Source organism: Priestia iocasae, assembly GCF_016909075.1.
GTDB lineage: Bacteria > Bacillota > Bacilli > Bacillales > Bacillaceae_H > Priestia > Priestia iocasae.
Genome location: NZ_JAFBFC010000001.1, coordinates 197,866 through 218,738 on the forward strand (window position 1 = coordinate 197,866; position 20,873 = coordinate 218,738).

The 20,873-nt window shown below is 38.2% G+C and carries 25 protein-coding genes and 1 other annotated feature; all 25 genes read left to right on the forward strand.

Going from position 1 to position 20,873, the window contains the following annotated elements:
* The first annotated feature begins 7 nt into the window (after positions 1-7).
* The 25 genes from JOC83_RS00905 (at position 8) to JOC83_RS01025 (ending at position 20,849) form a co-directional block, all read left to right on the forward strand.
* Positions 8-1,048 carry a type IV pilus twitching motility protein PilT gene (locus JOC83_RS00905; RefSeq protein ID WP_205182625.1) on the forward strand — a complete coding sequence of 347 codons (1,041 nt, stop codon included), beginning with the start codon at positions 8-10 and terminating at the stop codon, positions 1,046-1,048.
* On the forward strand, positions 1,048-2,262 hold the full coding sequence (locus tag JOC83_RS00910) for a type II secretion system F family protein (RefSeq protein ID WP_205182626.1): 1,215 nt from the start codon (positions 1,048-1,050) through the stop codon (positions 2,260-2,262). The genes JOC83_RS00905 and JOC83_RS00910 overlap by 1 nt, the downstream gene beginning before the upstream one ends.
* A gap of 224 nt (positions 2,263-2,486) precedes the next feature.
* Entirely contained in the window at positions 2,487-2,921 is a 435-nt protein-coding gene (locus JOC83_RS00915; protein WP_338038860.1) for a prepilin-type N-terminal cleavage/methylation domain-containing protein, read from the forward strand.
* 24 nt (positions 2,922-2,945) lie between these two features.
* A complete protein-coding gene (locus tag JOC83_RS00920) occupies positions 2,946-3,698 on the forward strand; it encodes a prepilin peptidase (RefSeq protein ID WP_205182628.1) in 753 nt (250 codons plus the stop codon).
* Between the two features lie 13 nt (positions 3,699-3,711).
* Complete coding sequence (pilM, locus tag JOC83_RS00925; protein ID WP_205182629.1) at positions 3,712-4,707, forward strand: type IV pilus biogenesis protein PilM; 996 nt, start codon at positions 3,712-3,714, stop codon at positions 4,705-4,707.
* A complete protein-coding gene (locus tag JOC83_RS00930; RefSeq protein WP_205182630.1) occupies positions 4,707-5,315 on the forward strand; it encodes a hypothetical protein in 609 nt (202 codons plus the stop codon). The genes pilM and JOC83_RS00930 overlap by 1 nt, the downstream gene beginning before the upstream one ends.
* Positions 5,316-6,047, forward strand: a complete 732-nt coding sequence (locus tag JOC83_RS00935) for a hypothetical protein (RefSeq protein WP_205182632.1) — start codon at positions 5,316-5,318, stop codon at positions 6,045-6,047.
* Complete coding sequence (locus JOC83_RS00940) at positions 6,047-6,541, forward strand: type II secretion system protein (protein ID WP_205182634.1); 495 nt, start codon at positions 6,047-6,049, stop codon at positions 6,539-6,541. Before JOC83_RS00935 ends, JOC83_RS00940 begins: the two co-directional genes overlap by 1 nt.
* Positions 6,542-6,651: 110 nt before the next feature.
* Positions 6,652-7,629 (forward strand): hypothetical protein, encoded by a 978-nt coding sequence (locus tag JOC83_RS00945; protein ID WP_205182636.1) that lies wholly within the window; start codon positions 6,652-6,654, stop codon positions 7,627-7,629.
* Positions 7,630-7,833: 204 nt separating this feature from the next.
* On the forward strand, positions 7,834-8,409 hold the full coding sequence (locus tag JOC83_RS00950; RefSeq protein WP_205182638.1) for a Maf family protein: 576 nt from the start codon (positions 7,834-7,836) through the stop codon (positions 8,407-8,409).
* 17 nt (positions 8,410-8,426) lie between these two features.
* Positions 8,427-9,113, forward strand: a complete 687-nt coding sequence (gene radC / locus JOC83_RS00955) for a RadC family protein (protein WP_378912565.1) — start codon at positions 8,427-8,429, stop codon at positions 9,111-9,113.
* Positions 9,114-9,347: 234 nt separating this feature from the next.
* On the forward strand, positions 9,348-10,373 hold the full coding sequence (locus JOC83_RS00960) for a rod shape-determining protein (protein WP_205182640.1): 1,026 nt from the start codon (positions 9,348-9,350) through the stop codon (positions 10,371-10,373).
* A gap of 19 nt (positions 10,374-10,392) precedes the next feature.
* Complete coding sequence (gene mreC, locus JOC83_RS00965; protein WP_205182642.1) at positions 10,393-11,262, forward strand: rod shape-determining protein MreC; 870 nt, start codon at positions 10,393-10,395, stop codon at positions 11,260-11,262.
* Positions 11,259-11,789, forward strand: a complete 531-nt coding sequence (gene mreD, locus JOC83_RS00970) for a rod shape-determining protein MreD (RefSeq protein ID WP_239583257.1) — start codon at positions 11,259-11,261, stop codon at positions 11,787-11,789. Before mreC ends, mreD begins: the two co-directional genes overlap by 4 nt.
* 129 nt (positions 11,790-11,918) lie before the next feature.
* Positions 11,919-12,602 (forward strand): septum site-determining protein MinC, encoded by a 684-nt coding sequence (minC, locus tag JOC83_RS00975; RefSeq protein ID WP_205182644.1) that lies wholly within the window; start codon positions 11,919-11,921, stop codon positions 12,600-12,602.
* A gap of 2 nt (positions 12,603-12,604) precedes the next feature.
* The gene (minD, locus tag JOC83_RS00980; protein WP_205182646.1) at positions 12,605-13,402 is read left to right on the forward strand and encodes a septum site-determining protein MinD; all 798 of its coding nucleotides are present in this window, start codon (positions 12,605-12,607) and stop codon (positions 13,400-13,402) included.
* Between the two features lie 290 nt (positions 13,403-13,692).
* Positions 13,693-14,475 (forward strand): M23 family metallopeptidase, encoded by a 783-nt coding sequence (locus JOC83_RS00985; RefSeq protein ID WP_205182648.1) that lies wholly within the window; start codon positions 13,693-13,695, stop codon positions 14,473-14,475.
* Positions 14,468-15,334 carry a M50 family metallopeptidase gene (locus JOC83_RS00990; RefSeq protein ID WP_205182650.1) on the forward strand — a complete coding sequence of 289 codons (867 nt, stop codon included), beginning with the start codon at positions 14,468-14,470 and terminating at the stop codon, positions 15,332-15,334. Before JOC83_RS00985 ends, JOC83_RS00990 begins: the two co-directional genes overlap by 8 nt.
* Positions 15,335-15,458: 124 nt before the next feature.
* Entirely contained in the window at positions 15,459-16,925 is a 1,467-nt protein-coding gene (locus JOC83_RS00995) for an Rne/Rng family ribonuclease (RefSeq protein WP_205182652.1), read from the forward strand.
* An 80-nt stretch (positions 16,926-17,005) separates the two neighbouring features.
* Positions 17,006-17,075: a sequence feature (ribosomal protein L21 leader region), on the forward strand.
* Positions 17,076-17,089: 14 nt separating this feature from the next.
* Entirely contained in the window at positions 17,090-17,398 is a 309-nt protein-coding gene (rplU, locus tag JOC83_RS01000) for a 50S ribosomal protein L21 (RefSeq protein ID WP_110111481.1), read from the forward strand.
* A gap of 11 nt (positions 17,399-17,409) precedes the next feature.
* Entirely contained in the window at positions 17,410-17,745 is a 336-nt protein-coding gene (locus JOC83_RS01005) for a ribosomal-processing cysteine protease Prp (protein WP_205182654.1), read from the forward strand.
* 15 nt (positions 17,746-17,760) lie between these two features.
* On the forward strand, positions 17,761-18,054 hold the full coding sequence (gene rpmA, locus JOC83_RS01010) for a 50S ribosomal protein L27 (RefSeq protein ID WP_110111479.1): 294 nt from the start codon (positions 17,761-17,763) through the stop codon (positions 18,052-18,054).
* Between the two features lie 223 nt (positions 18,055-18,277).
* Entirely contained in the window at positions 18,278-18,820 is a 543-nt protein-coding gene (locus tag JOC83_RS01015; protein WP_205182655.1) for a Spo0B C-terminal domain-containing protein, read from the forward strand.
* A gap of 53 nt (positions 18,821-18,873) precedes the next feature.
* Positions 18,874-20,160 carry a GTPase ObgE gene (gene obgE, locus JOC83_RS01020; protein ID WP_205182657.1) on the forward strand — a complete coding sequence of 429 codons (1,287 nt, stop codon included), beginning with the start codon at positions 18,874-18,876 and terminating at the stop codon, positions 20,158-20,160.
* Positions 20,161-20,399: 239 nt separating this feature from the next.
* Positions 20,400-20,849: an ACT domain-containing protein gene (locus JOC83_RS01025; protein ID WP_205182659.1), complete on the forward strand. Its 450-nt coding sequence runs from the start codon at positions 20,400-20,402 to the stop codon at positions 20,847-20,849.
* Positions 20,850-20,873: the final 24 nt, after the last annotated feature.

Consider the following 20,873-nt stretch of genomic DNA (forward strand, 5'->3'; position numbering starts at 1 on the left):
CAATGAAATGAATGAACGAATTGAACAATTAATGAAGCGAGCATTTGAGGTAAAAGCATCAGATTTACACTTAACGGTAGGAGTTCCACCGATCATGCGAATTGATGGTAGTTTGAAGCGTTATGGTCAAGATTTGCTAAAACCAAGTGACTTAGAAGAGATGACCAAGTATTTAATGGATGACAGCCTTTGGGCTGTATTTAAGGAACGAGGAGAGCTTGATTTTTCGTATGGACTACACGGTGTCTCACGTTTTCGAATCAATGCTTATCACCAAAGAGGCACAGCTTCTCTTTCGATACGAGTGGTGCCGACACGTGTTCCACCATTAGAGGAACTATCGCTACCGTCTGCGTTAAAGCAAGTAGCAGTGAAGCCACAAGGTCTTGTGCTTGTCACAGGTCCAACAGGTAGTGGGAAATCAACAACGCTTGCATCAATGGTGGACTATATGAACCGTACTGTTAATAAGCATATCGTGACGTTAGAAGATCCGATTGAATATTTGCACAAACACGGAAGCTGTATTATTAATCAGCGAGAAGTCGGGCTTGATACGAAAAACTTTGCAAATGGATTACGGGCAGCCCTTCGTCAAGATCCGGACGTTATTTTAGTAGGGGAAATGCGTGATTTGGAAACCATTCATACAGCAATTACGGCAGCGGAAACAGGACATCTTGTCTTAGGAACGCTTCATACATCCAGTGCGCCATCCACAATTAATCGGATTATCGACGTATTTCCTCCTTCTCAGCAAGGTCAAATTCGTATTCAGCTTGCTTCGGTACTCGTAGGGATTCTGTCACAGCGATTATTTCCTCGAAAAGATCAAGCAGGGCGTGCTTGTGCAACAGAACTATTAATCAATAATCCAGCCGTTGCAAATTTAATTCGAAACGAAAAAGTTCATCAAATTGAAAGTGTGATGCAAACGAGTAAGGCTGCTGGCATGCACACGTTAATGCAGTCGATGAATGGTTTAATTGAAAAGGGGATTATTTCAAAAGCAGATGCACAACCGTATTTAAATGAGGCGGTGATGTAATGGCACAATTTCAATTTGAAGGCAAGGATGTAGCAGGTCGTAAAAAACGAGGGAAAATTACTAGTGCTTCAAAACGTGAAGCAGCCCTACAGTTAAAAGAAAAGGGGATTCGCGTTTCTGACCTTCAAGAAGTGAAAGAGACCATTTTAAATAAAGAAATTACAATTGGAAGCAGTGTAAAGCTTCATGACTTTGTCATTTATTTACGTCAGTTTTCGACACTTTTAAAAGCAGGTGTGACGGTTGTAGACTCGACTCGTATTTTAGCCAGTCAAACCGAAAGCAAAGCATTAAAGAAAGCATTGTTTGATGTAGAAGATCATTTACGTGGCGGAAACAATTTGTCTACATCATGCGCAAAGCATAAAAAGGTATTTCCGCCTATGTTTGTGAATATGGTGAAAGCAGGAGAGGTTTCTGGGAATCTAGATTCAACGTTAGAGCGATTAGCCGATCACTTCGAAAAGCAGCACCGAACGAGACAAAAAGTTATTTCAGCACTTGCTTATCCAGCAGCGGTTGGTGTTGTTGCTATTGCGGTTGTTATTTTCTTGCTTGTATCCGTCGTACCAACGTTTGTGGATATGTTTGCCGATTTTGGTGCTGACTTACCGGCCATTACAAAGTTTGTGTTAGCGTCGAGTGAATTTATGCAGGCATTCTGGTGGGTCATTGTTGGATTGATTCTTCTTGTGATTGTAGCGTTTTCCTTTTTATATAAACAAAAATCAACAAGGTATTATATTGATTATGCACTTTTAAGAGTCCCTATTTTCGGAGGAATGCTGCAAAAAGCGGCAATCGCAAGAATGACAAGAACGCTAAGCTCTTTGTTTTCAAGCTCCGTTCCCATTTTGCAAGCCATTCAAATTGTTGAAGGGGTTGTCGATAATGAAGTGATTTCAAAAGTACTGGTGAAATCACGCGATTCGTTAGAAAAAGGCTCGTCCCTCACTACGCCAATGGAAAGACATTGGGTGTTTCCGCCACTCGTCACACGTATGATTGCGATTGGGGAAGAAACGGGATCATTAGATGTGATGCTTGGAAAGGTAGCCGATTTTTATGAAGCGGAAGTTGAAACAACGACAGACCGACTAAAGTCACTGATTGAACCGTTAATGATTGTCATTTTGGCTGGATTAGTTGGGACTATTGTTACATCTATTTTAATTCCAATGTTCGATATATTTAATCACGTACAATCCTACTAAAACTATTTTCATATTTTCCTAATTGGTGTAAAATTAATAATAAGGAATGCAAATTCACTAAAAAATGGAATGAATGACACGTGTCTATTGCTTGTACCGAGACACCAACCGAGGTAAAGGCAACGGATTTACCAATCATCAGCGCATTTTGCGATAGACACAGGCCTATATACATAAGGGTGGGTTTGTACCAAACTACTACATTCAAAGAAGGAGAGAAAATGATGTTCAAAAAAATGTTAAAGAATGAAAAAGGACTAACGCTAATCGAGCTACTAGCCGTTATCGTTATCCTAGGAATTATCGCAGCAATCGCGATTCCAAGTATTGGTGGAATTATTCAGAAGTCACGTGAAGATGCGGTGAAGGCGGATGCATTGCAGATTTTGAATGCGGCTAAGGTTTACGTGTCTTCAAATGGATTGGAAGATACTTCACTTACTCATACTGATTTAGAAGATTATGTTACAGGATTAGAGTCAGATTTTACAAATTATACAGTAACTGTAGGCACTGACAGTAATGAATATAAGTTAACTACTACTGATACGGTGACTGCTGGTAACAGAGAAATGAAATTTAATAATGCAACACTTGCAAATATTAAAGCAAAACATACTGTACCTGAAACAGGAAATATAGTTATTCCAGCACAATAACATGGAAGTGACTATGAGGTTATCATGCTATTAATCCAAACCTACCTTTTCATCCTAGGGCTCACCCTTGGCTCCTTCTACAACGTAGTGGGCTTACGCGTCGCGGCTGGTGAGTCGATTGTACGACCGCGTTCGAGCTGTCCAGGGTGTGGGCATGTACTAGGTGCACGTGAATTAATTCCAGTTTTATCTTATATGATGCAAAAAGGGAAATGTCGTAGCTGTGAAGCTCGCATTTCCCCTCTTTATCCAATCATGGAACTTTTGACAGGCATACTTTTTGTCCTGTCATTTCGTTTATTAGGCTTTCAACTTGAGCTGCTTGTTGCGCTTACGCTTGTCTCCTTGTTAATCATTATTACCGTCTCCGACTTACGCTACATGATTATTTCAGATAAGGTTCTGCTCTTTTTTCTATCGCTACTTGTAATCGAGCGCCTGTTTATCCCTCTTACCCCTTGGTGGGACATGCTCATTGGAGGAGCAGTTGGATTTGGATTGCTTTTACTCATTGCAATACTAAGCAAGGGTGGTATGGGTGGTGGTGACATTAAACTATATGGAGTTTTGGGTCTTGTACTTGGTTGGAAGCTTGTTCTTGTTTCATTCTTTTTAGCCACATTATTTGGTGCAGTCATTGGCATGTTTGGTATGATGGTAGGGAAAGTACAGCGAGGTAAACATATGCCATTTGGTCCGTTTATTGCACTAGGCGTTCTTGTTGCCTATTTTTACGGTACAGAGCTACTAAACTGGTACTTTACATTTCTAATTTAGCAGGTGAAAAATCATGGTCTTGCGACTACCTTCATTTAAAAGCAAACTAGGAAATTTAATTATAAAAGACCACGTGATTCGTTACGTTGAATTAAAGCAAACTGATCCGCTTATCATTGGTAAGCAGCAGGAGCGCTATTTGCCGAGTGGATTAATTGAAAACGGCCAAATCCTTGACCGACAAGGCTTGTTATTCATTCTGGAAGAATGTGTACAGGAGTGGGGAATAAAACGTTCAAACGTACGCATCGTTCTACCAGACCATCTCGTCATCCTTCGTCCACAAACGTTACCGGAAAAGCTAGAAGAAGACGAGATTCGTAGTTACTTATTTATGGAGATTGGCTCAACAATCCACTTACCATTTGAAGATGCAATTTTTGATTATGTCATTTCAAGTCAACATGATGAAGAAGTCGACATTATTCTATTTGCAGCTCCTGAAAAGCTTGTGGTGAGCTATGTTGACTTATTGCAAGAAGTGACATTGACTGCTTCTGTGGCTGATTTATCATCTCTTAGTACGTATCGTCTTTGCTTTTACCGTGATCTTGTAAGACCAACAGATCATTACCTTCTGTTGCAGGTTGATTTACTTTCCATGAATGTAAGTATTTTTACGAAGCATCATCCGGTCTTTATGCGTCATCTTGCACTTCCAAGTACTCATGGTGCATGGGAAATGAGTACTTATAAGGACGGAGAGACTGGTCTCGTGTTTAAAGGTGAAAAAGATGATTTACTTACTGAAATGACTGCCATCACAAATGAAGTAGAAAGAATTATGAATTTTTATCAATATTCAATGAATCAAGGAAATGAAACCATTACAAAGGTGTTAGTAACGGGAGACCATCCATATATCCATGATATTGTGCAAACAATGGACCAACAGCTTTCAATACCGTTTGAGTTCATCGACGTTTCAAGCCGTCATGATGAAGGATTGCTTAACTTAAGTTCGCGCTATCATGTTGCCGTAGGTCTTGCTTTGAAAGAGGTGACGTAATGTTAGCAGAAATTAATTTACTGCCACAGAAGGAACCAAAAAGTCCTCTTTTTCTTATTTTAATGATGGTTCTAGTCGTTTTTTTCATAGGAGCAAGTGCTTTTTTAGGCTGGAAATACATGAGCTTACAAGAAGAAAAGCAAGTGACGAAAACCGCCATTAGTGATGTAAAAGTAGAGCAAGCAACTCAGCAAGCAAAATCGGTACAGTCAACGGATACAGAAGCGGTTCAGCAATTATATACAGCGATTCAATGGGTGAATCAATATCCTGTCAAAACCGTACCTATTATTGATACGTTAACAAAGGCATTACCACAGCGAGGCTTTATTCGAGAGTTTGCGTACACAAGTGAGCTAGTTGTGCAAGTTGCCATTCAATTTGATGAAAGCCGAGAAGCTGCTTATTTCCTAAGTCGCTTAAAAGTGGACACGCCGATTGTGCAAGATGCAAAGATTTTAAGTGTGGATACATTTGAAGTAGACGAAGGAGATAAAGAGGAAGAAGAGCAAGTCGAAGAAGAGAAAGTGATGCCTCGCTATCTTGCGCTTTATCAAATCGAAATGAATCGCAATGAAATTGACAAACTTGTGAAGGAGGAAGAATAGATGCCGATGTATGTTAGTAAAAAACAGTGGCTTATTTTTCTTCTTGTTTTGTTAATTGTTGTGGGTTCTGTAACGGTTGGTTACTTGCAATTGATGAGGCCGATTCAGCAAGAGGTCAGTTTAATAAAAGACGAATTAAAAACAGAACAGCAAATTGTAAAAGCATTAAAAGCAAATGCACCGACTCAAAATGACATGTTATTAAAAAGTAGCATCGAGCTTCAAAAGCGGCTTCCAGTTAAACCATTTACGGAGCAGTTTATGTTAGAGCTTGAAAAAGCAGAAGTTGTGTCGGACAGTTTAATTTTAAGTATTAGCTTTGCAGCTGACGCTGAATTGGTTGTTGAAAAAGAAGAAAACGAAGTGAATCTTGAAGAAGACGCAACGGAAGAACAACCGAAACTTGAGACAACGAGTGAACTAATGCCAGTCGGCTTTCAGAAAATAACGGCTACGTTATCAGTAGAGTCAAAGCGATACGACGATTTTCTGTTGTTTTTGAAAACGATTGAGCAATCATCACGTATTTCGCAAATTGAAGGAATTTCGTTTAACGGACCTCAAGAAGCAACGCGTCTAGCAGATGTAGACAAGCCAACCCTTCAATATGAGTTAATCGTTTCGACGTTTTATTACCCAACATTAGACAAATTACAAGATCAAATTCCGACAATTGAGACACCGAGCCCAGCTGGTAAGGAAGATCCATTCCAAACGTTAGGTAACAATTAATGTTGAACGCAGCTAAAGGAATATATCGTCGTTTAATAGGAAATAAAAGTGGCTTAACGTTAATTGAACTTTTAGCCGTACTAGCCATTTTAGGGATTGTCGCGCTGATTGCCGTACTGGCATTTATGCCAATCATTGAAAAGTCCAAAGATCAAGCATTTGTCGCCAACGCAATTGCGATGAAAGAAGCAGCCACTTTTCATAAACGGACGAGTGAAGTCGCGCTCAATCCTTCTGTTAAAGCAAGACTCACGTATGAAGACCTCATCGAAGATGGTTATCTTCCCGCGTTAATTGATCCTCATACAAATGAGGAGTGGTCTGTTCAAACAGATAATCAACAATCGTTCGTTGAAATGCAATTTATCGATAGTTCTATTCACTATTATGTTTGCTTAAAAGGAGCGAAAAAACAGCTTTGTGCTGAAGATGGTAAGGGGATTTTATCAACGGAGCTTTCGACTGATTTTGTAAAAGATCTTGTAAAAAAATAGCGAAAACCTTTTGGAACGAGACGACAAATGTCTTGTTCTTTTTTTTTGTGCATATGATAGGATGAGGACAAGTCTATGTCGGTGATGTACTTAGTAAAGGTGGTGGTTAAATGGACAAGCAATCAAACAAAATTTCCATCAAGATTAACGGAGAAGAAAAAGCAATCTCTGAAGAAGCAAAGCAAACCGAGTCACTTTTAGTTGAAAAACAAAGTGATGAGTTTACATGGATTTTACCAGAGCAACAAGATGAAAAAGTGGTATCTATTGAAGATCTACGTCATGTGAAAGAAGGTAAAAAGTCTTTTGAAAAGAAGAGCTTCTCTCCTCATTCGTCTATCATGAAAAAGATACTCATGATTGTTTCACTAGCGATAGTTGTGGGAGTAGGGCTTGGTATGTTTAGTCTAAAAGTAATGACGAATAATGAAGAAGCCACGTCACTAACAAATTCAGAGGAGCCTTCTGTTTCAACAGGTGGAAGTCTAAGCGAGTCACCATCTGATGACTCTTCCAAAAAAGATGTACCCGTAAGTACCGTCAAAGAGCAATCATTGTATATTGTTCAAGCTGGTGTGTTTTCATCAAAAGAGTCAGGTGACACTGCGCAAAAAGGGATGAAAGAAAAAGGCTATGCAGCCACAACCGTAGCAAATGGAGATAATGTCTTACTCCTTGTCGGCATGGGAAGTGATGAGGCGTTAACAAAGCAACTTGGTGAATACTACAAATCAAAAAGTGAAGAAGTGTATGTAAAGTCATACAAGTTACCAACAACAGGTCAACTTAGTCAAAAAGATAGTGAGATTATTGAGAGGCTACAACCAATTCTGTTATCTTTATCGACAGAATCAAACCGCTCCATGATAGGTCAAAAGCTTGACGCATTCAAAAGTGAAAAAGAGTCATTAACAGAGCTTGCGAAAGCTGCAGAAAGTAAAGAAGTTCAAGCATTGACTACTCACTTACTAAAGGCAAATGATGCTCTTGTGAAATATGCCAAATCTAATAGTGAGCAAGAAGCAAAAGTTTCTCAGCAACAATTGTTAGACGGTCTGCAGAAATATACAACAATTTTGACCAACTAAAACTGAATCTTAAAAAGGTGAATTCAGAGCCTTTGTTACATGTCTTGTTTATAAAATCCAGGAAAGTGAATGGATAAATAGGCAAGACATGTTTCATTTTGTCGATTTCATTCAAATGATAAATTGTAAAATAAGGTAGGAGTTGCTAGAATAGAGACGTATCTTTCTATTCTCAAACTTGACATGTGAAGGTGATAACGAAATATGAATCCATCATTAATTTTAGCTTCAGGTTCACCCAGAAGAAAAGAATTGCTTGAACAAGTAAACGTTCCATTTACGGTTCATGTTAGTAAAGTAGAAGAAGTGATAGACCCATCACATACACCTTCTGAAGCTGTGATGTCTCTTGCTTTGCAAAAGGCGAAGGATGTAGCGGAATCTTACTCAGATGCACTTGTATTAGGAGCCGATACAGTGGTTGTTCAACATAACTCCATTTTAGGAAAGCCGAAGGATGAGCAACAAGCAAAAGAAATGCTGCGTATGCTGTCTGGTCAAACTCATCAAGTGCTAACCGGTGTTGCGCTTGTACAGAATGAACAGATTATTACGTTTTATGAGCAAACAGATGTGACGTTTTATCCGTTAAAAGAAGAGGAAATTGCTCGCTACGTACAGAGTGGAGAACCAATGGATAAAGCAGGCTCTTATGGTATTCAAGGACTCGGCGCCATCTTTGTGAAAGAAATAAAAGGAGACTATTTTTCTGTTGTAGGTTTACCTCTTTCTCGTACAGTTAGGGAGCTTGAGAAAATCGGGTTTCATTATACGATGTAAAGGAGGAACAAGGATTGATTGATCAATCACTAATGATTAAAGATTTCCCGCAAGATGAGAGGCCACGTGAGCGTCTCATCCAAAAGGGAGCAGGAAGTTTGTCTAATCATGAACTCGTAGCCATTTTGTTAAGGACAGGAACAAAGGATGAATCCGTTCTGCAACTCTCCAATCGCATTTTAAATTACTTCGATGGATTGAAGTTATTGCAGCATGCCACCGTTGATGAAATGACAAACATAAAAGGAATTGGTGATGCTAAAGCCATTCAAATTATCGCAGCCATTGAGCTAGGTAAGAGAATTGCTCAGCTTCCTTCAGAGGATCGTTACACCATCCGTAGCCCACAAGACGGAGCTGATTATATGATGGAAGAGATGAGAATCCTTTCACAAGAACACTTTGTTTGTCTGTACTTAAATACAAAAAATCAAATTCTTCATAAGCAAACTATTTTTATTGGTAGCTTAAACTCCTCCATTGTCCACCCTCGCGAGGTGTATAAAGAAGCCTTCCGTCGATCAGCAGCCTCTATCATTTGTCTTCATAATCACCCTTCAGGAGACCCTACACCAAGCAGAGAAGATATCGAAGTAACAAAACGCCTCAAAGAGTGTGGCGATATCATTGGTATAGAATTATTGGATCACTTAATCATAGGCGATCGTAAGTACGTTAGTTTAAAAGAAAAAGGCTATATGTAAATACTATGCTTTTTTTTAGGAGTGAGTTATAATAAGACTCATGTTTTAGATGACAAGTTGGTTACAATTGTCATGAATGAATAGACAAACGATAGGCTTTTATCATACAATATTTGGCGTTGACATCTGTCAAAGAAGTAGACAAAATAAAGAATGTTAGATTAAAAAAGATACATGTTTAATTGCTAAAATGGGACATCTTAGCATTTCAGTTTGAGAAAGGGAGATATATACATGTTTGGAATCGGTACAAGAGACCTTGGAATAGATTTAGGTACTGCTAATACGCTCGTATATGTAAAAGGAAAAGGAATTGTCGTTCGTGAGCCATCAGTTGTGGCTTTACAAACAGACTCAAAGCAAATTGTTGCGGTTGGTAACGATGCAAAAAATATGATTGGTCGTACACCTGGTAATGTCGTGGCACTTCGTCCTATGAAAGATGGAGTAATTGCAGACTATGAAACAACGGCAACGATGATGAAATATTATATTAAACAAGCACAAAAAACAAAAAGTTTATTTGCTGGTAAGCCATATGTTATGGTATGTGTCCCATCAGGAATTACAGCCGTAGAAAAGCGTGCAGTCATTGATGCAACTCGTCAAGCAGGAGCTCGTGATGCATATACAATTGAAGAGCCGTTTGCTGCAGCAATTGGTGCAAACCTACCAGTTTGGGAACCGACAGGTAGTATGGTTGTTGACATCGGTGGTGGTACAACGGAAGTAGCGATTATTTCCTTAGGCGGTATTGTTACATGTCAATCAATTCGTATCGCGGGTGACGAAATGGATGAGGCGATTATCCAGTACATTCGCAAAAACTATAACTTAATGATCGGTGAGCGTACATCTGAAGCGCTAAAAGTTGAAATCGGTTCAGCTAGCACGCCAGAAGGCATTGAAAACATGGAGATTCGCGGTCGTGACTTGTTAACGGGTCTACCAAAAACAATTGAAATTTCAGCAGGAGAAATTGCTGATGCATTAAAAGATACGGTAACAGCGATTGTGGACTCAGTAAAAAGTACATTAGAGCAAACACCTCCCGAACTAGCGGCTGATATTATGGACCGCGGTATTGTATTAACAGGCGGTGGAGCGTTATTACGCAACCTAGATAAAGTAATCAGTGAAGAAACAAACATGCCAGTTGTGATTGCTGAAGACCCACTTGATTGTGTAGCAATTGGTACGGGTAAAGCATTAGATCACATTGATTTATTTAAAAATAGAGCTGGAGATTCCTACCGATAAAAAATAAGAGGTGTACATCATGCCACAGTTTTTCTTGAATAAACGTTTAATAATTTTATTAGTGAGTATTATCGTTTTAGTGGCATTGATCGGTTTTTCATTAAATGGTCGTAAATCTATTACATTACCTGAACGGTTCGTTAAAGACTCGGTCGGATTGGTTCAGGCAACGTTTCATCAACCCGCACAATATGTGGCGGGTTTCTTTCAGAATGTAGGCGATCTGAAGCGTACATATGAAGAAAATGAATTATTAAAATCTCGTTTAGATGAGCATATGCAGCTGCAAGCAAAAGCGCGTGAATTAGAAGATGAAAACAAAAAATTACAAGAGCGTTTAGACAAGCAAGATAGTTTAAGAAAATATGAGCCAATCGATGCAAGTGTCATTGCAAGAAATCCAGAGCGTTGGCATGAAGTGATTGCTCTTAATCGTGGTCGAGCACACGGCGTAAAAGAAAACATGGCTGTTATTACACCTCAAGGATTAATTGGGAAAATTAAGCACGTTTCGGATATGACGTCTACGGTGCAACTTGTTAGTTCGTTAGACCGTACGAATCGTATTTCAGCGATTATTCAATCAGAGAAGAAAGAATATGGCCTAATTGAAGGATACGATGAAAAGAAAAAAGCTCTTTTACTTCGTCGTATTCCTGCGGATGCTAAAATTAAAGAGAAAGAACTTGTGATAACATCTGGATTAGGTGGTGTATTCCCATCAGGTTTGCCTATTGGTGAAATCATTGAAATTGAGCCGGATGAGCATGGTTTAACGCAAAAAGCCTATGTTAAGCCTGCAGCTGATTTGTATGATTTAGACCATGTTGTCATTACAACACGTGAACAAACAGCTGATGACTTATTAATAGAGGAGGAAGAAGAATGACGATAAATCGGTTCTTCTTGCCTTTTCTTGTTTCGGCAGTGTTCATTGGTGAAAGCATGTTTGTGAACTTTATAGCAGGTGAGCCCTCTTTGCGTGAGTGGGTTCTTTCACCTCGCTTTGTTGTAATCATTCTTATTTTTATGACTGTTTATTTTAATGTAAAGCAAGGAATGGTTTACGGACTCATCTTTGGCATGCTTTATGATGTGGCATTTACTGATATTTTAGGTGTATACATGCTTGGTATTCCCGCGGTTTGCTATCTCGCTTCAAAAATGATGAAAATTTTTCAAAATAATGCTCTTATTGTATCGCTTTTAGCATTGTTTGCTGTGACAATCATTGAATTTTATATATACGGTATTAACGTTTTAATACATGTAACCGATATGACCTTTGACCGATTTTTGCAACAGCGATTTTATGCAACGATGATTTTAAATGCCTTATTTTGCTTTGTTTTTTCCTATCCTTTGAAAGCAAAGCTTCAAAAGTGGAAAATTCAACTTTTAGATGAGCGCTTATAAAATTGTCTTATCTCGTAAGTTACTGATGTTTTACTAGTGCAATAGAAGTAAGAATGACAAAAGTACGTGATTTAAAAGAGGAATTTAGTAGGTCTCTGTCGAAATTATACATTCGTTGAGGTGAGCTTCGTGAACAAACAAAAGCAACAATATGTAACAATAAAAGGTACAAAGGATGGACTAACGTTGCATCTCGATGACACGTGTTCATTTCAAGAGCTACTAAATGAATTAGATTCAAAATTATCAACCAATCAACATGGAGATAATGATCAATTCGTGGCTGTTCATGTAAAAGTTGGTAATCGATATTTATCAGCTGAACAAGAAGAAGAACTAAAAACCATTATTAGAAAGAAAAGACATCTAGTGGTTGGAGAAATTGATTGTAACGTCATTTTAAAAGAAGATGCATTACGATTAAAAGAAGAAAACGAAATTGTTTCTGTTGCAAAAGTCATACGTTCAGGTCAAGTGCTTCATGTACCGGGCGATTTATTGCTTGTTGGAGACGTAAATCCTGGGGGTAAGGTCATTGCGGGAGGAAATATTTTTATAATAGGTGCCTTAAAAGGAATCGCTCATGCAGGTTATTACGATAATAAGCAAGCTGTTATTGCGGCATCTGTCATGAAACCTTCACAGCTTCGTATTAGTGATATCATTACTCGTGCAAACGATGAGCGTGATGATAGCACTCGAAATGAAATGGAATGTGCATACCTAAATGAGGAGAATCAAATGGTAATAGAGCGCGTTCAATTGCTGTCGCATCTAAGACCTCATTTGACAAGTTTAGAAAGGAGCAATTAACAGTGGGAGAGGCTATTGTTGTTACGTCTGGAAAAGGTGGCGTTGGAAAAACAACGACATCAGCCAATTTAGGTACAGCCCTAGCGCTAGCAGGGAAACGTGTTTGCTTAATTGACACAGACATCGGGTTGCGTAACCTAGATGTTGTGATGGGGCTAGAAAATCGTATTATTTATGATCTTGTAGATGTAGTAGAAGGACGCTGTAAGCCACAGAAAGCCTTAATTAAAGATAAGCGCTTTGAATGCTTGTACTTACTTCCTGCTGCTCAAACAAGTGATAAAACAGCTGTTACTCCTGAACAAATGCAAGAGTTAATTCTTGAGTTAAAACAAGATTACGATTATATTATCATTGATTGTCCTGCTGGAATTGAGCAAGGATATAAAAATGCAGTTGCTGGTGCAGATCAAGCATTAGTTGTGACAACACCAGAAATATCGGCTGTTCGTGATGCTGATCGCATCATTGGTTTATTAGAAAAAGAAGATATTCAACCACCAAAGCTAATTATTAATCGTATTCGCAACCACATGGTCAAAACAGGTGATATGCTAGATGTTGATGAAATTGTTCAGCTACTAGCGATTGATTTAATTGGTATTGTAGCAGACGATGATAATGTGATTAAAGCTTCAAATAGCGGTGAACCCATTGCAATGGATCCTTCAAGCAAAGCATCCATTGCTTATCGTAATATCGCAAGACGTATTTTAGGCGAAGCTGTGCCTCTTCAATCATTAGATGAAGATAGTAAAGGAATATTTGCACGTATTAAACAATTCTTTGGTGTTCGTTAAAAAAGCCTTCCTGTTAGAAGGCTTTTTTATTTTACAGCAGAATCACGTTGCTAAAAGAGTGTGCTCTTTTTTTGAGTGCTTTTTACACATCAACTACTTGTTCAATAGAAAGAACGTTTATAAAAAGGGTTTAATGAATTAATCAGTCAACTAAGAAGTGACTGTGTACATAAAAGGGCTCTTGCTTTATTAAAGTACAAACATTTGAAAGCTCATCCTTCTGTCATAACTACTCCGGACAAGTCATATATTTAAGTAAACAAGCTTAATATCAAGGAGAATGATAGAAGATGAATCGACGTGCTGATGAAGTAAAAAAGCGAATTGCAGATCGTAAGAAAAAGCTAGGGTCAGTACAGCCAAAAGAGATTCAGCCCAAAATGCGTACGTTTTTAAGTGATGAAGAACGTTACGGCTCGACTGATTTCTCGATGTATGAATACACACCAAGCAACCAAGAGCGACATCCATTGTTTAATAAAGAATGGTTCATGTTTAAAGTATTAGCGTCGGCATGCCTAGTCTTACTTGTAGCCATTTTATTTAAAAATCCATCTCCTACTTTTGAACAAGCTCGTCATGTTGTTCAAAGTACAATGGAAAAAGAGTTTCAATTTGCGACGGTGTCAAACTGGTATGAACAAACCTTCGGCCAACCGCTTGCTCTCATTCCACAGAAAAGCAAAAAGCAAACGGAACAAAGTGTCAATAGTGGCTATGCTATGCCAGTATCGAGTAGCAAAGTACTAGAAACATTTGAGAAAAATGGTCAAGGAATGACGGTTGAAACAAATGTAGATTCGGTAGTAGAAGTAATGAATGAAGGCTTCGTTCAGTTTGTAGGAACAAAAGAAGGATTAGGAAAGACGGTTGTTGTACAACATGCAGATGGAACAGAGACGTGGTATGCGCAATTAAAGAAAATCAATGTAAATATTTATGACTTTGTTGATAAGGGGACAGATTTAGGGGTTGTTGCAACAAATGAAAGTGGAGACAAAGGCGTTTTTTACTTCGCTATTAAAAACGGTGAAGAATTCATTGATCCTAGTCAGGTGATTTCTGTTGAATAAAATGTTTTCCTTACTGATGCGTATCCACATCCATCCGTTGCTTTGGTTAGTGTTTGGCATTGGAATTGTGACTGCGAGTTTTAAGCAGTTGTTGATGTTATTTTTAATCGTCCTTGTTCACGAGTTAGGTCATGCGTTTGCCGCTCAATTTTTCTCGTGGCGCATTCGAAAAATCATGCTTTTACCATTCGGAGGAGTGGCGGAAGTAGATGAGCAAGGAAATCGTCCGTTTCATGAAGATGTTATTGTTATTGTAAGTGGTCCACTTCAACATATTTGGATGATGGGCCTTTCTTATGTTCTAATGACAGCATCTATCATTTCACCTGCGACACATGAGCTATTTATCTATCATAACTTGCTTATTTTAGGCTTTAATTTACTTCCAATTTGGCCTTTAGACGGCGGAAAGCTTTTATTTTTACTATTAAGTTATCGAATTCCATTTCTTGAGGCTTATAAAAAGTCATTGCTTTTTTCAGCTTGTTTGTTAGCAATTATTAGTTTATTTGCAGCTTTCTTATATCTTCAACAATTACATTTATGGATGATTATTTTCTTCTTACTGTACTCATTATATACAGATTGGAAGCATAGACAGTATGTGTATATGCGTTTCTTATTAGAACGATATCAAGGAAGAGAACGAGAGATTAAGCGTTTAAAAACATTGACTGTGTCTCACGAAGAAAAAATTCATCACATCTTACAACAATTTCAGCGTGGGTATAAGCATGTCATTATCATTCAAGATGATAAACGAGAACAAATGCAAATCGATGAGAACGAAGTGTTGCATGCGTACTTTACGGAAAAAAGAATTGATTCACCAATTGATGAACTTGTATCTTTTTATTAAGGTTATGTAAGATAAGAATAGAATGAAGAAAATGGCGGCGCTTATATAGCCCGCTTTTCTTTTTAACTAGCAACAAAGTTGACAAAACAGCTTAGTAATAAAAAGTAAAAGTGAGGAAATGATGTTGAAGACGTGTGTAATTAATGCAGCAACAACTGCAAAACGAATGGCGTTAATAGGAGAGAACGGATTAGAGCATTTGCATTTAGAGCAACAAAACAAGCATAAAGTGGTAGGGAATATTTACCTTGGAAGAGTGGTGAATGTAGTACCAGGAATGCAAGCAGCTTTCATCGACATTGGCTTGTCACAAAATGGTTTCCTTCATCGTGATGATTTAGCATCTTATCAACGGGTGAATGGACACTCAAACGAGGAAAAAAGCATTTCGCACTTTGTTCATGAAGGAGAGGCCATTCTCGTTCAAATTGTCAAAGAAAGCATTGGAACGAAAGGACCTAAACTGACAGGTCTGCTTGAACTTTCGACAGAGGAGGTTGTTTATCTTCCTCATGGTAATTACATTGCCATTTCAAAAAAAATCGAAGACGAAGCTGAAAGGAAAAAGTGGACAGATTATGGACAGAGCTATCGTCAAGAGCAAGAAGGCTTTCTATTTCGAACAGCCGTTAAAGATAAAACAATCGAAGCGATTACACAAAAACTAGATCAACTACGAAGCACTTATACACAGCTCAGTCAAAAGGCGGCGAGCGTAAAGGCTCCTGCTCTCATTTATGATGCATATCATTTTATTGAAATGGGATTATCCAATTTATTAAAACATAAAGTTGATGAAATTATTGTAGATGACTTTCACACCTTCGAATCGTTAAAGAAGAAACAGATGGATCGTAACATTACGCTTACTTATTATAAAGAGAAGGAAAACATCTTTGGACATTATCAAATTGAACAAGAAATTGATAAGTTATTAAAGAGAGTTGTTTGGTTAAAGAGCGGAGCATATTTAGTCATTGATGAAACCGAAGCATTGACTGTCGTTGATGTGAATACAGGAACCTTTGTAGGAAAAAAATCATTTCGCGAAACAGCGTTACTCGTAAACAAAGAAGCAGCCGTTGAAGTGGCAAGACAAATGAGGCTACGAAACATTGGTGGAATTGTTATTGTCGACTTTATTAACATGTCATCTGAACAAGATCGCCAAGCGGTTATTCAAGAATTAAGAAAGGAAACCTTGGCAGATTACGTTCGTACAACGATTGTTGGCTTTACAGAATTAGGATTATTACAACTAACGAGGAAAAAAGTCAATGAAAGCATTAGTACAGCCCTTACGAAGCCTTGTGACATCTGTAGTGGGAAGGGGCGTACATTTGATGATGATACGGTTGTTTTTCAGATTGAAAGAACGCTTTTAGAACATAAATATAAAGATGATGAAGCCATTTGGATTGAAACGAGAGCATCTGTGATTGAGAAGATAAAAAAAGAGGGTGTTTTAGACAGATTAAAAGGTATGACTCATATGCAGCTCTTTTTAACGCCATCTTCTCATGCACATTGTACCTATACCGTCCGTCAGATTGGTTCAGAAGAGGAGATAAAGAAACGTATAAAGCGATAAGCGTTTTTGAATACAAGCTTAAAATATGATTGACACTGACCTTGTACATATAGTATTATTTACTTTGTTAGTTTGTAGCACCCGTGCTACAACCGCGCAGATTAGGTTTTAAGTCTATTGACACCTATGATGGCGAGTCTTAGTTTATTGAGGAGGTGCAGAGAATGTACGCAATTATCGAAACTGGTGGTAAACAAATCAAAGTTCAAGAAGGTCAAGCTATCTACGTTGAAAAGCTTGCTGGTGAACAAGGTGAAACAGTTACTTTCGACAAAGTTTTATTTGTAGGTGGCGACAACGTAAAAGTTGGTGCTCCAACTGTTGAAGGTGCAACTGTAACTGCAAAAGTTGAAAAGCAAGGTCGCGCGAAGAAAATCATCGTTTTCAAATACAAAGCGAAGAAAAACTATCGCCGCAAACAAGGTCATCGTCAACCTTACACTAAAGTTGTTATTGAAAAAATCAACGCGTAAGGCGATGTGAGATGATTAAAGTAACGATTTCCCGAAATGAAGATAAGAAGATTATAGCCTTTACGATGAATGGACATGCTCAGTTTGCTGAACATGGAAAGGATCTCGTATGTGCAGGTGCATCGGCTGTCTCATTCGGTACAATTAATGCCATCCATGCTTTATGTGGTGTAACACCACATATCGATCAAGCTGCAAAAGACGGTGGATATCTTCACTGTAAAATACCAAAGAATGTGGATTCAACCACATTTGACAAGGTGCAAATGCTTCTTGAGGGAATGGTTGTGTCATTACAAACAATCGAACTTGATTATGGAAATTATATAAACATACAAACCAATTAACAGGAGGTGGATGTCATGTTATTAAGATTAGACCTTCAGTTCTTCGCTTCTAAAAAGGGAGTAGGTAGTACTAAAAACGGTCGTGATTCAATCTCGAAACGTCTTGGTGCTAAACGTGCTGATGGCCAATTCGTAAGCGGTGGTTCAATTTTATATCGTCAACGCGGTACTAAAATTTATCCAGGTGCTAACGTAGGTCGTGGTGGTGACGACACGCTATACGCGAAAGTTGACGGTATCGTTAAGTTCGAGCGTTTCGGTCGTGATCGTAAAAAAGTATCTGTATACCCAGTTGCACAAGAGGCATAAGGGTTAAAAAGAGAACTCTAACCTATTTCGGTTAGAGTTTTCTTTTTTGTCCTTAGAATGTTCATAAATCATTTATGATTATATGTAGATAAATGTCCAATTCTAAAGGGGAATTTGCTATAATTTTAATATTGAGCGTTTGGATAAGCTCAGCTTAAAGCAACAAAATCTATGAGATTAACGATGATTATAAATGCTCGGATCGGAAGTTAGGAGTGCAAAAATGAAAAAAGAATGGAATGTCGTTGATATATTAAGATATGCTCGACATGATTGGTTGAATAAACTCCAGTTGATTAAAGGCAACATCGCATTAAATCGACTTGATCGAGCGAATGAAATTATTGAAGAAATTATAATCGAAGCAAAACATGAATCAAGCTTAACAAACACAAAAATGAATTTATTTGCTGGATATATTATGACTTATCATTGGAATAGTCTGCCTCTTCGTTTAGAAGTAGAAGTATTAGGAGAAGCAAGGGATTTGTCACACTATGATAAAGAACTTTACGAATGGCTTTCCTCTTTCGTTCACGTGTTAGAGGAAACGAGTGATTATACAGAAGAGAATCATTTAAGCATTTCATTATTCTTTGATCAATCATCCGTTCGTTTCTTTTTTGACTTTAGTGGAATACTAACTGATAGTAGTGATGTTGAAAAGTGGCTAATGAAATATGGCTATAATCAACGCTTACAGGTGATAAGTCAAGAAGTGACAACAAATGAAGCAAGTGTTGTTATCGAATTGAATGAAGAATAATGTTTTGCTTACATAGATGCAGATAAGCAACAATTAAGAACGGAGTGAATGACATGTTTGTAGATCAGGTCAAAGTATATGTAAAAGGTGGAGACGGTGGAAATGGTATGGTTGCGTTCCGTCGTGAAAAATATGTACCAAAAGGTGGACCAGCTGGTGGAGACGGTGGAAAAGGTGCGGACGTCATCTTTGAAGTAGAAGAAGGATTACGCACGTTAATGGATTTCCGTTATCAGCGCCATTTTAAAGCGAATCGTGGAGAGCACGGAATGTCGAAAAGTCAGCATGGGAAAAATGCACAGGCGATGGTCGTGAAAGTGCCACCAGGAACGGTTGTAAAAGATGATGCAACGCAAGAGATTATAGCTGATTTAACAGAGCATGGTCAACGTGCGATTATTGCAAAAGGTGGACGTGGCGGACGTGGAAATATCCGTTTTGCGACACCAGCAAACCCTGCACCAGAGCTTTCTGAAAACGGAGAACCAGGTCAAGAGAGAGATGTTGTATTAGAATTAAAGCTATTAGCAGACGTTGGATTAGTTGGGTTTCCAAGTGTAGGAAAATCAACGTTGCTATCTGTCGTATCAGCAGCAAAACCAAAAATTGCTGAGTATCACTTTACAACACTTTCACCAAATCTTGGAATGGTGGAGACGGAAGATAACAGAAGCTTTGTCATGGCTGATTTACCAGGTTTAATTGAAGGTGCACATTCAGGTGTTGGACTTGGTCATCAATTTTTACGCCATATTGAACGTACACGTGTAATTGTTCATGTAGTGGATATGTCTGGTATGGAAGGTAGAGATCCGTACGAAGACTACATGACTATTAATGAAGAGCTACGTCAATATAATTTGCGTTTAACAGAGCGTCCTCAAGTAGTGGTTGCGAATAAAATGGACATGCCTGATGCGGAAGAGCATTTAGAAGCATTTAAAGAAAAGCTACCAGAAGATGTTCAAGTATTCCCAATCTCAGCGGTGACACGTCAAGGGTTACGTGACTTACTATTTACGGTTGCAAACCTTGTTGAAACAACGCCAGAATTCCCAATTCATGAAGAAGAGGATCTGTCTACACATCGCGTTCTTTATAAACATGAAAAAGAAGTGGCTTCGTTCCAAATTACACGTGAAAGTGATGGATCATTTGTTGTATCAGGGGAAAAAGTAGAAAAACTATTTAAAATGACTGACTTCTCACGTGATGAGTCGGTTCGCCGATTCTCTAGACAGCTTCGTACTATGGGAATTGATGAAGCCCTTCGTGAACGCGGAGCAACTGATGGAGACATTGTGAAGTTGTTAGATTATGAATTTGAATTCATTGACTAATTCTATGAATAAACAGATGAGTAACGCCAAAAGGTATGAAACATAAAAATGCTCTTTTAAACAATACCCCTTATTGTTTATCTTTTGGCTAAAGTTTTATCACCAACGCATTTTTCGAAGCTCTAAAAAAGGGTGTCTTTTACTCTTGGTGAGAACTTTCATCTATTTGTATCATTCTTTAGTTGAAATGAAAATGAGTGTGAAACTGATAGAGATTAGAGTAGGGGGAGGAGCTTTATTTGAGCAAACTCGATAAACAGTTTTATTTAGTTCGAGAAGATGTATTGCCAGAAGCAATGAAAAAGACGTTAGAAGCAAAATTGTTAATTGAACGAGGAAAAGCAGAGTCTGTCGCAGATGCCGTGCATACCGTTGATTTAAGCAGAAGTGCTTTTTACAAGTATAGAGATACGGTCTTTCCGTTTCAAACGGTTGTTAAGCAACGCATCATTTCATTGTTTTTTCATTTAGAAGATCGTTCCGGTACTCTTTCGCATTTGTTAAGTGTCGTGGCATCAGGAGGCTGTAATGTGTTAACCATTCATCAAACGATTCCATTACAAGGGCGTGCGAATGTGACACTTTCTCTTGATACATCTAGTATGTTAATTGAAATTAATGAGCTGTTAACAAGATTAAAGAATTTAGAGTTTGTAGATAAAGTAGAAGTACTAGGTTCAGGTGCGTAATGCACAAATTCTAATTGATGATAA

Excerpts from the sequence above, each read along its gene's own strand:
- JOC83_RS00905 (WP_205182625.1), top strand. The coding sequence starts at position 8 with ATGAATGAACGAATTGAACAATTAATGAAGCGAGCATTTGAGGTAAAA.
- JOC83_RS00950 (WP_205182638.1), top strand. The coding sequence starts at position 7,834 with ATGAATCCATCATTAATTTTAGCTTCAGGTTCACCCAGAAGAAAAGAA.
- JOC83_RS00945 (WP_205182636.1), top strand. The coding sequence starts at position 6,652 with ATGGACAAGCAATCAAACAAAATTTCCATCAAGATTAACGGAGAAGAA.
- JOC83_RS00960 (WP_205182640.1), top strand. The coding sequence starts at position 9,348 with ATGTTTGGAATCGGTACAAGAGACCTTGGAATAGATTTAGGTACTGCT.
- JOC83_RS00985 (WP_205182648.1), top strand. The coding sequence starts at position 13,693 with ATGAATCGACGTGCTGATGAAGTAAAAAAGCGAATTGCAGATCGTAAG.
- JOC83_RS01005 (WP_205182654.1), top strand. The coding sequence starts at position 17,410 with ATGATTAAAGTAACGATTTCCCGAAATGAAGATAAGAAGATTATAGCC.
- obgE (WP_205182657.1), top strand. The coding sequence starts at position 18,874 with ATGTTTGTAGATCAGGTCAAAGTATATGTAAAAGGTGGAGACGGTGGA.
- pilM (WP_205182629.1), top strand. The coding sequence starts at position 3,712 with ATGGTCTTGCGACTACCTTCATTTAAAAGCAAACTAGGAAATTTAATT.
- JOC83_RS00930 (WP_205182630.1), top strand. The coding sequence starts at position 4,707 with ATGTTAGCAGAAATTAATTTACTGCCACAGAAGGAACCAAAAAGTCCT.
- mreC (WP_205182642.1), top strand. The coding sequence starts at position 10,393 with ATGCCACAGTTTTTCTTGAATAAACGTTTAATAATTTTATTAGTGAGT.
- JOC83_RS00935 (WP_205182632.1), top strand. The coding sequence starts at position 5,316 with ATGCCGATGTATGTTAGTAAAAAACAGTGGCTTATTTTTCTTCTTGTT.
- mreD (WP_239583257.1), top strand. The coding sequence starts at position 11,259 with ATGACGATAAATCGGTTCTTCTTGCCTTTTCTTGTTTCGGCAGTGTTC.
- JOC83_RS00910 (WP_205182626.1), top strand. The coding sequence starts at position 1,048 with ATGGCACAATTTCAATTTGAAGGCAAGGATGTAGCAGGTCGTAAAAAA.
- JOC83_RS00940 (WP_205182634.1), top strand. The coding sequence starts at position 6,047 with ATGTTGAACGCAGCTAAAGGAATATATCGTCGTTTAATAGGAAATAAA.
- JOC83_RS01015 (WP_205182655.1), top strand. The coding sequence starts at position 18,278 with ATGAAAAAAGAATGGAATGTCGTTGATATATTAAGATATGCTCGACAT.
- JOC83_RS00915 (WP_338038860.1), top strand. The coding sequence starts at position 2,487 with ATGTTCAAAAAAATGTTAAAGAATGAAAAAGGACTAACGCTAATCGAG.
- JOC83_RS00920 (WP_205182628.1), top strand. The coding sequence starts at position 2,946 with ATGCTATTAATCCAAACCTACCTTTTCATCCTAGGGCTCACCCTTGGC.
- rpmA (WP_110111479.1), top strand. The coding sequence starts at position 17,761 with ATGTTATTAAGATTAGACCTTCAGTTCTTCGCTTCTAAAAAGGGAGTA.
- rplU (WP_110111481.1), top strand. The coding sequence starts at position 17,090 with ATGTACGCAATTATCGAAACTGGTGGTAAACAAATCAAAGTTCAAGAA.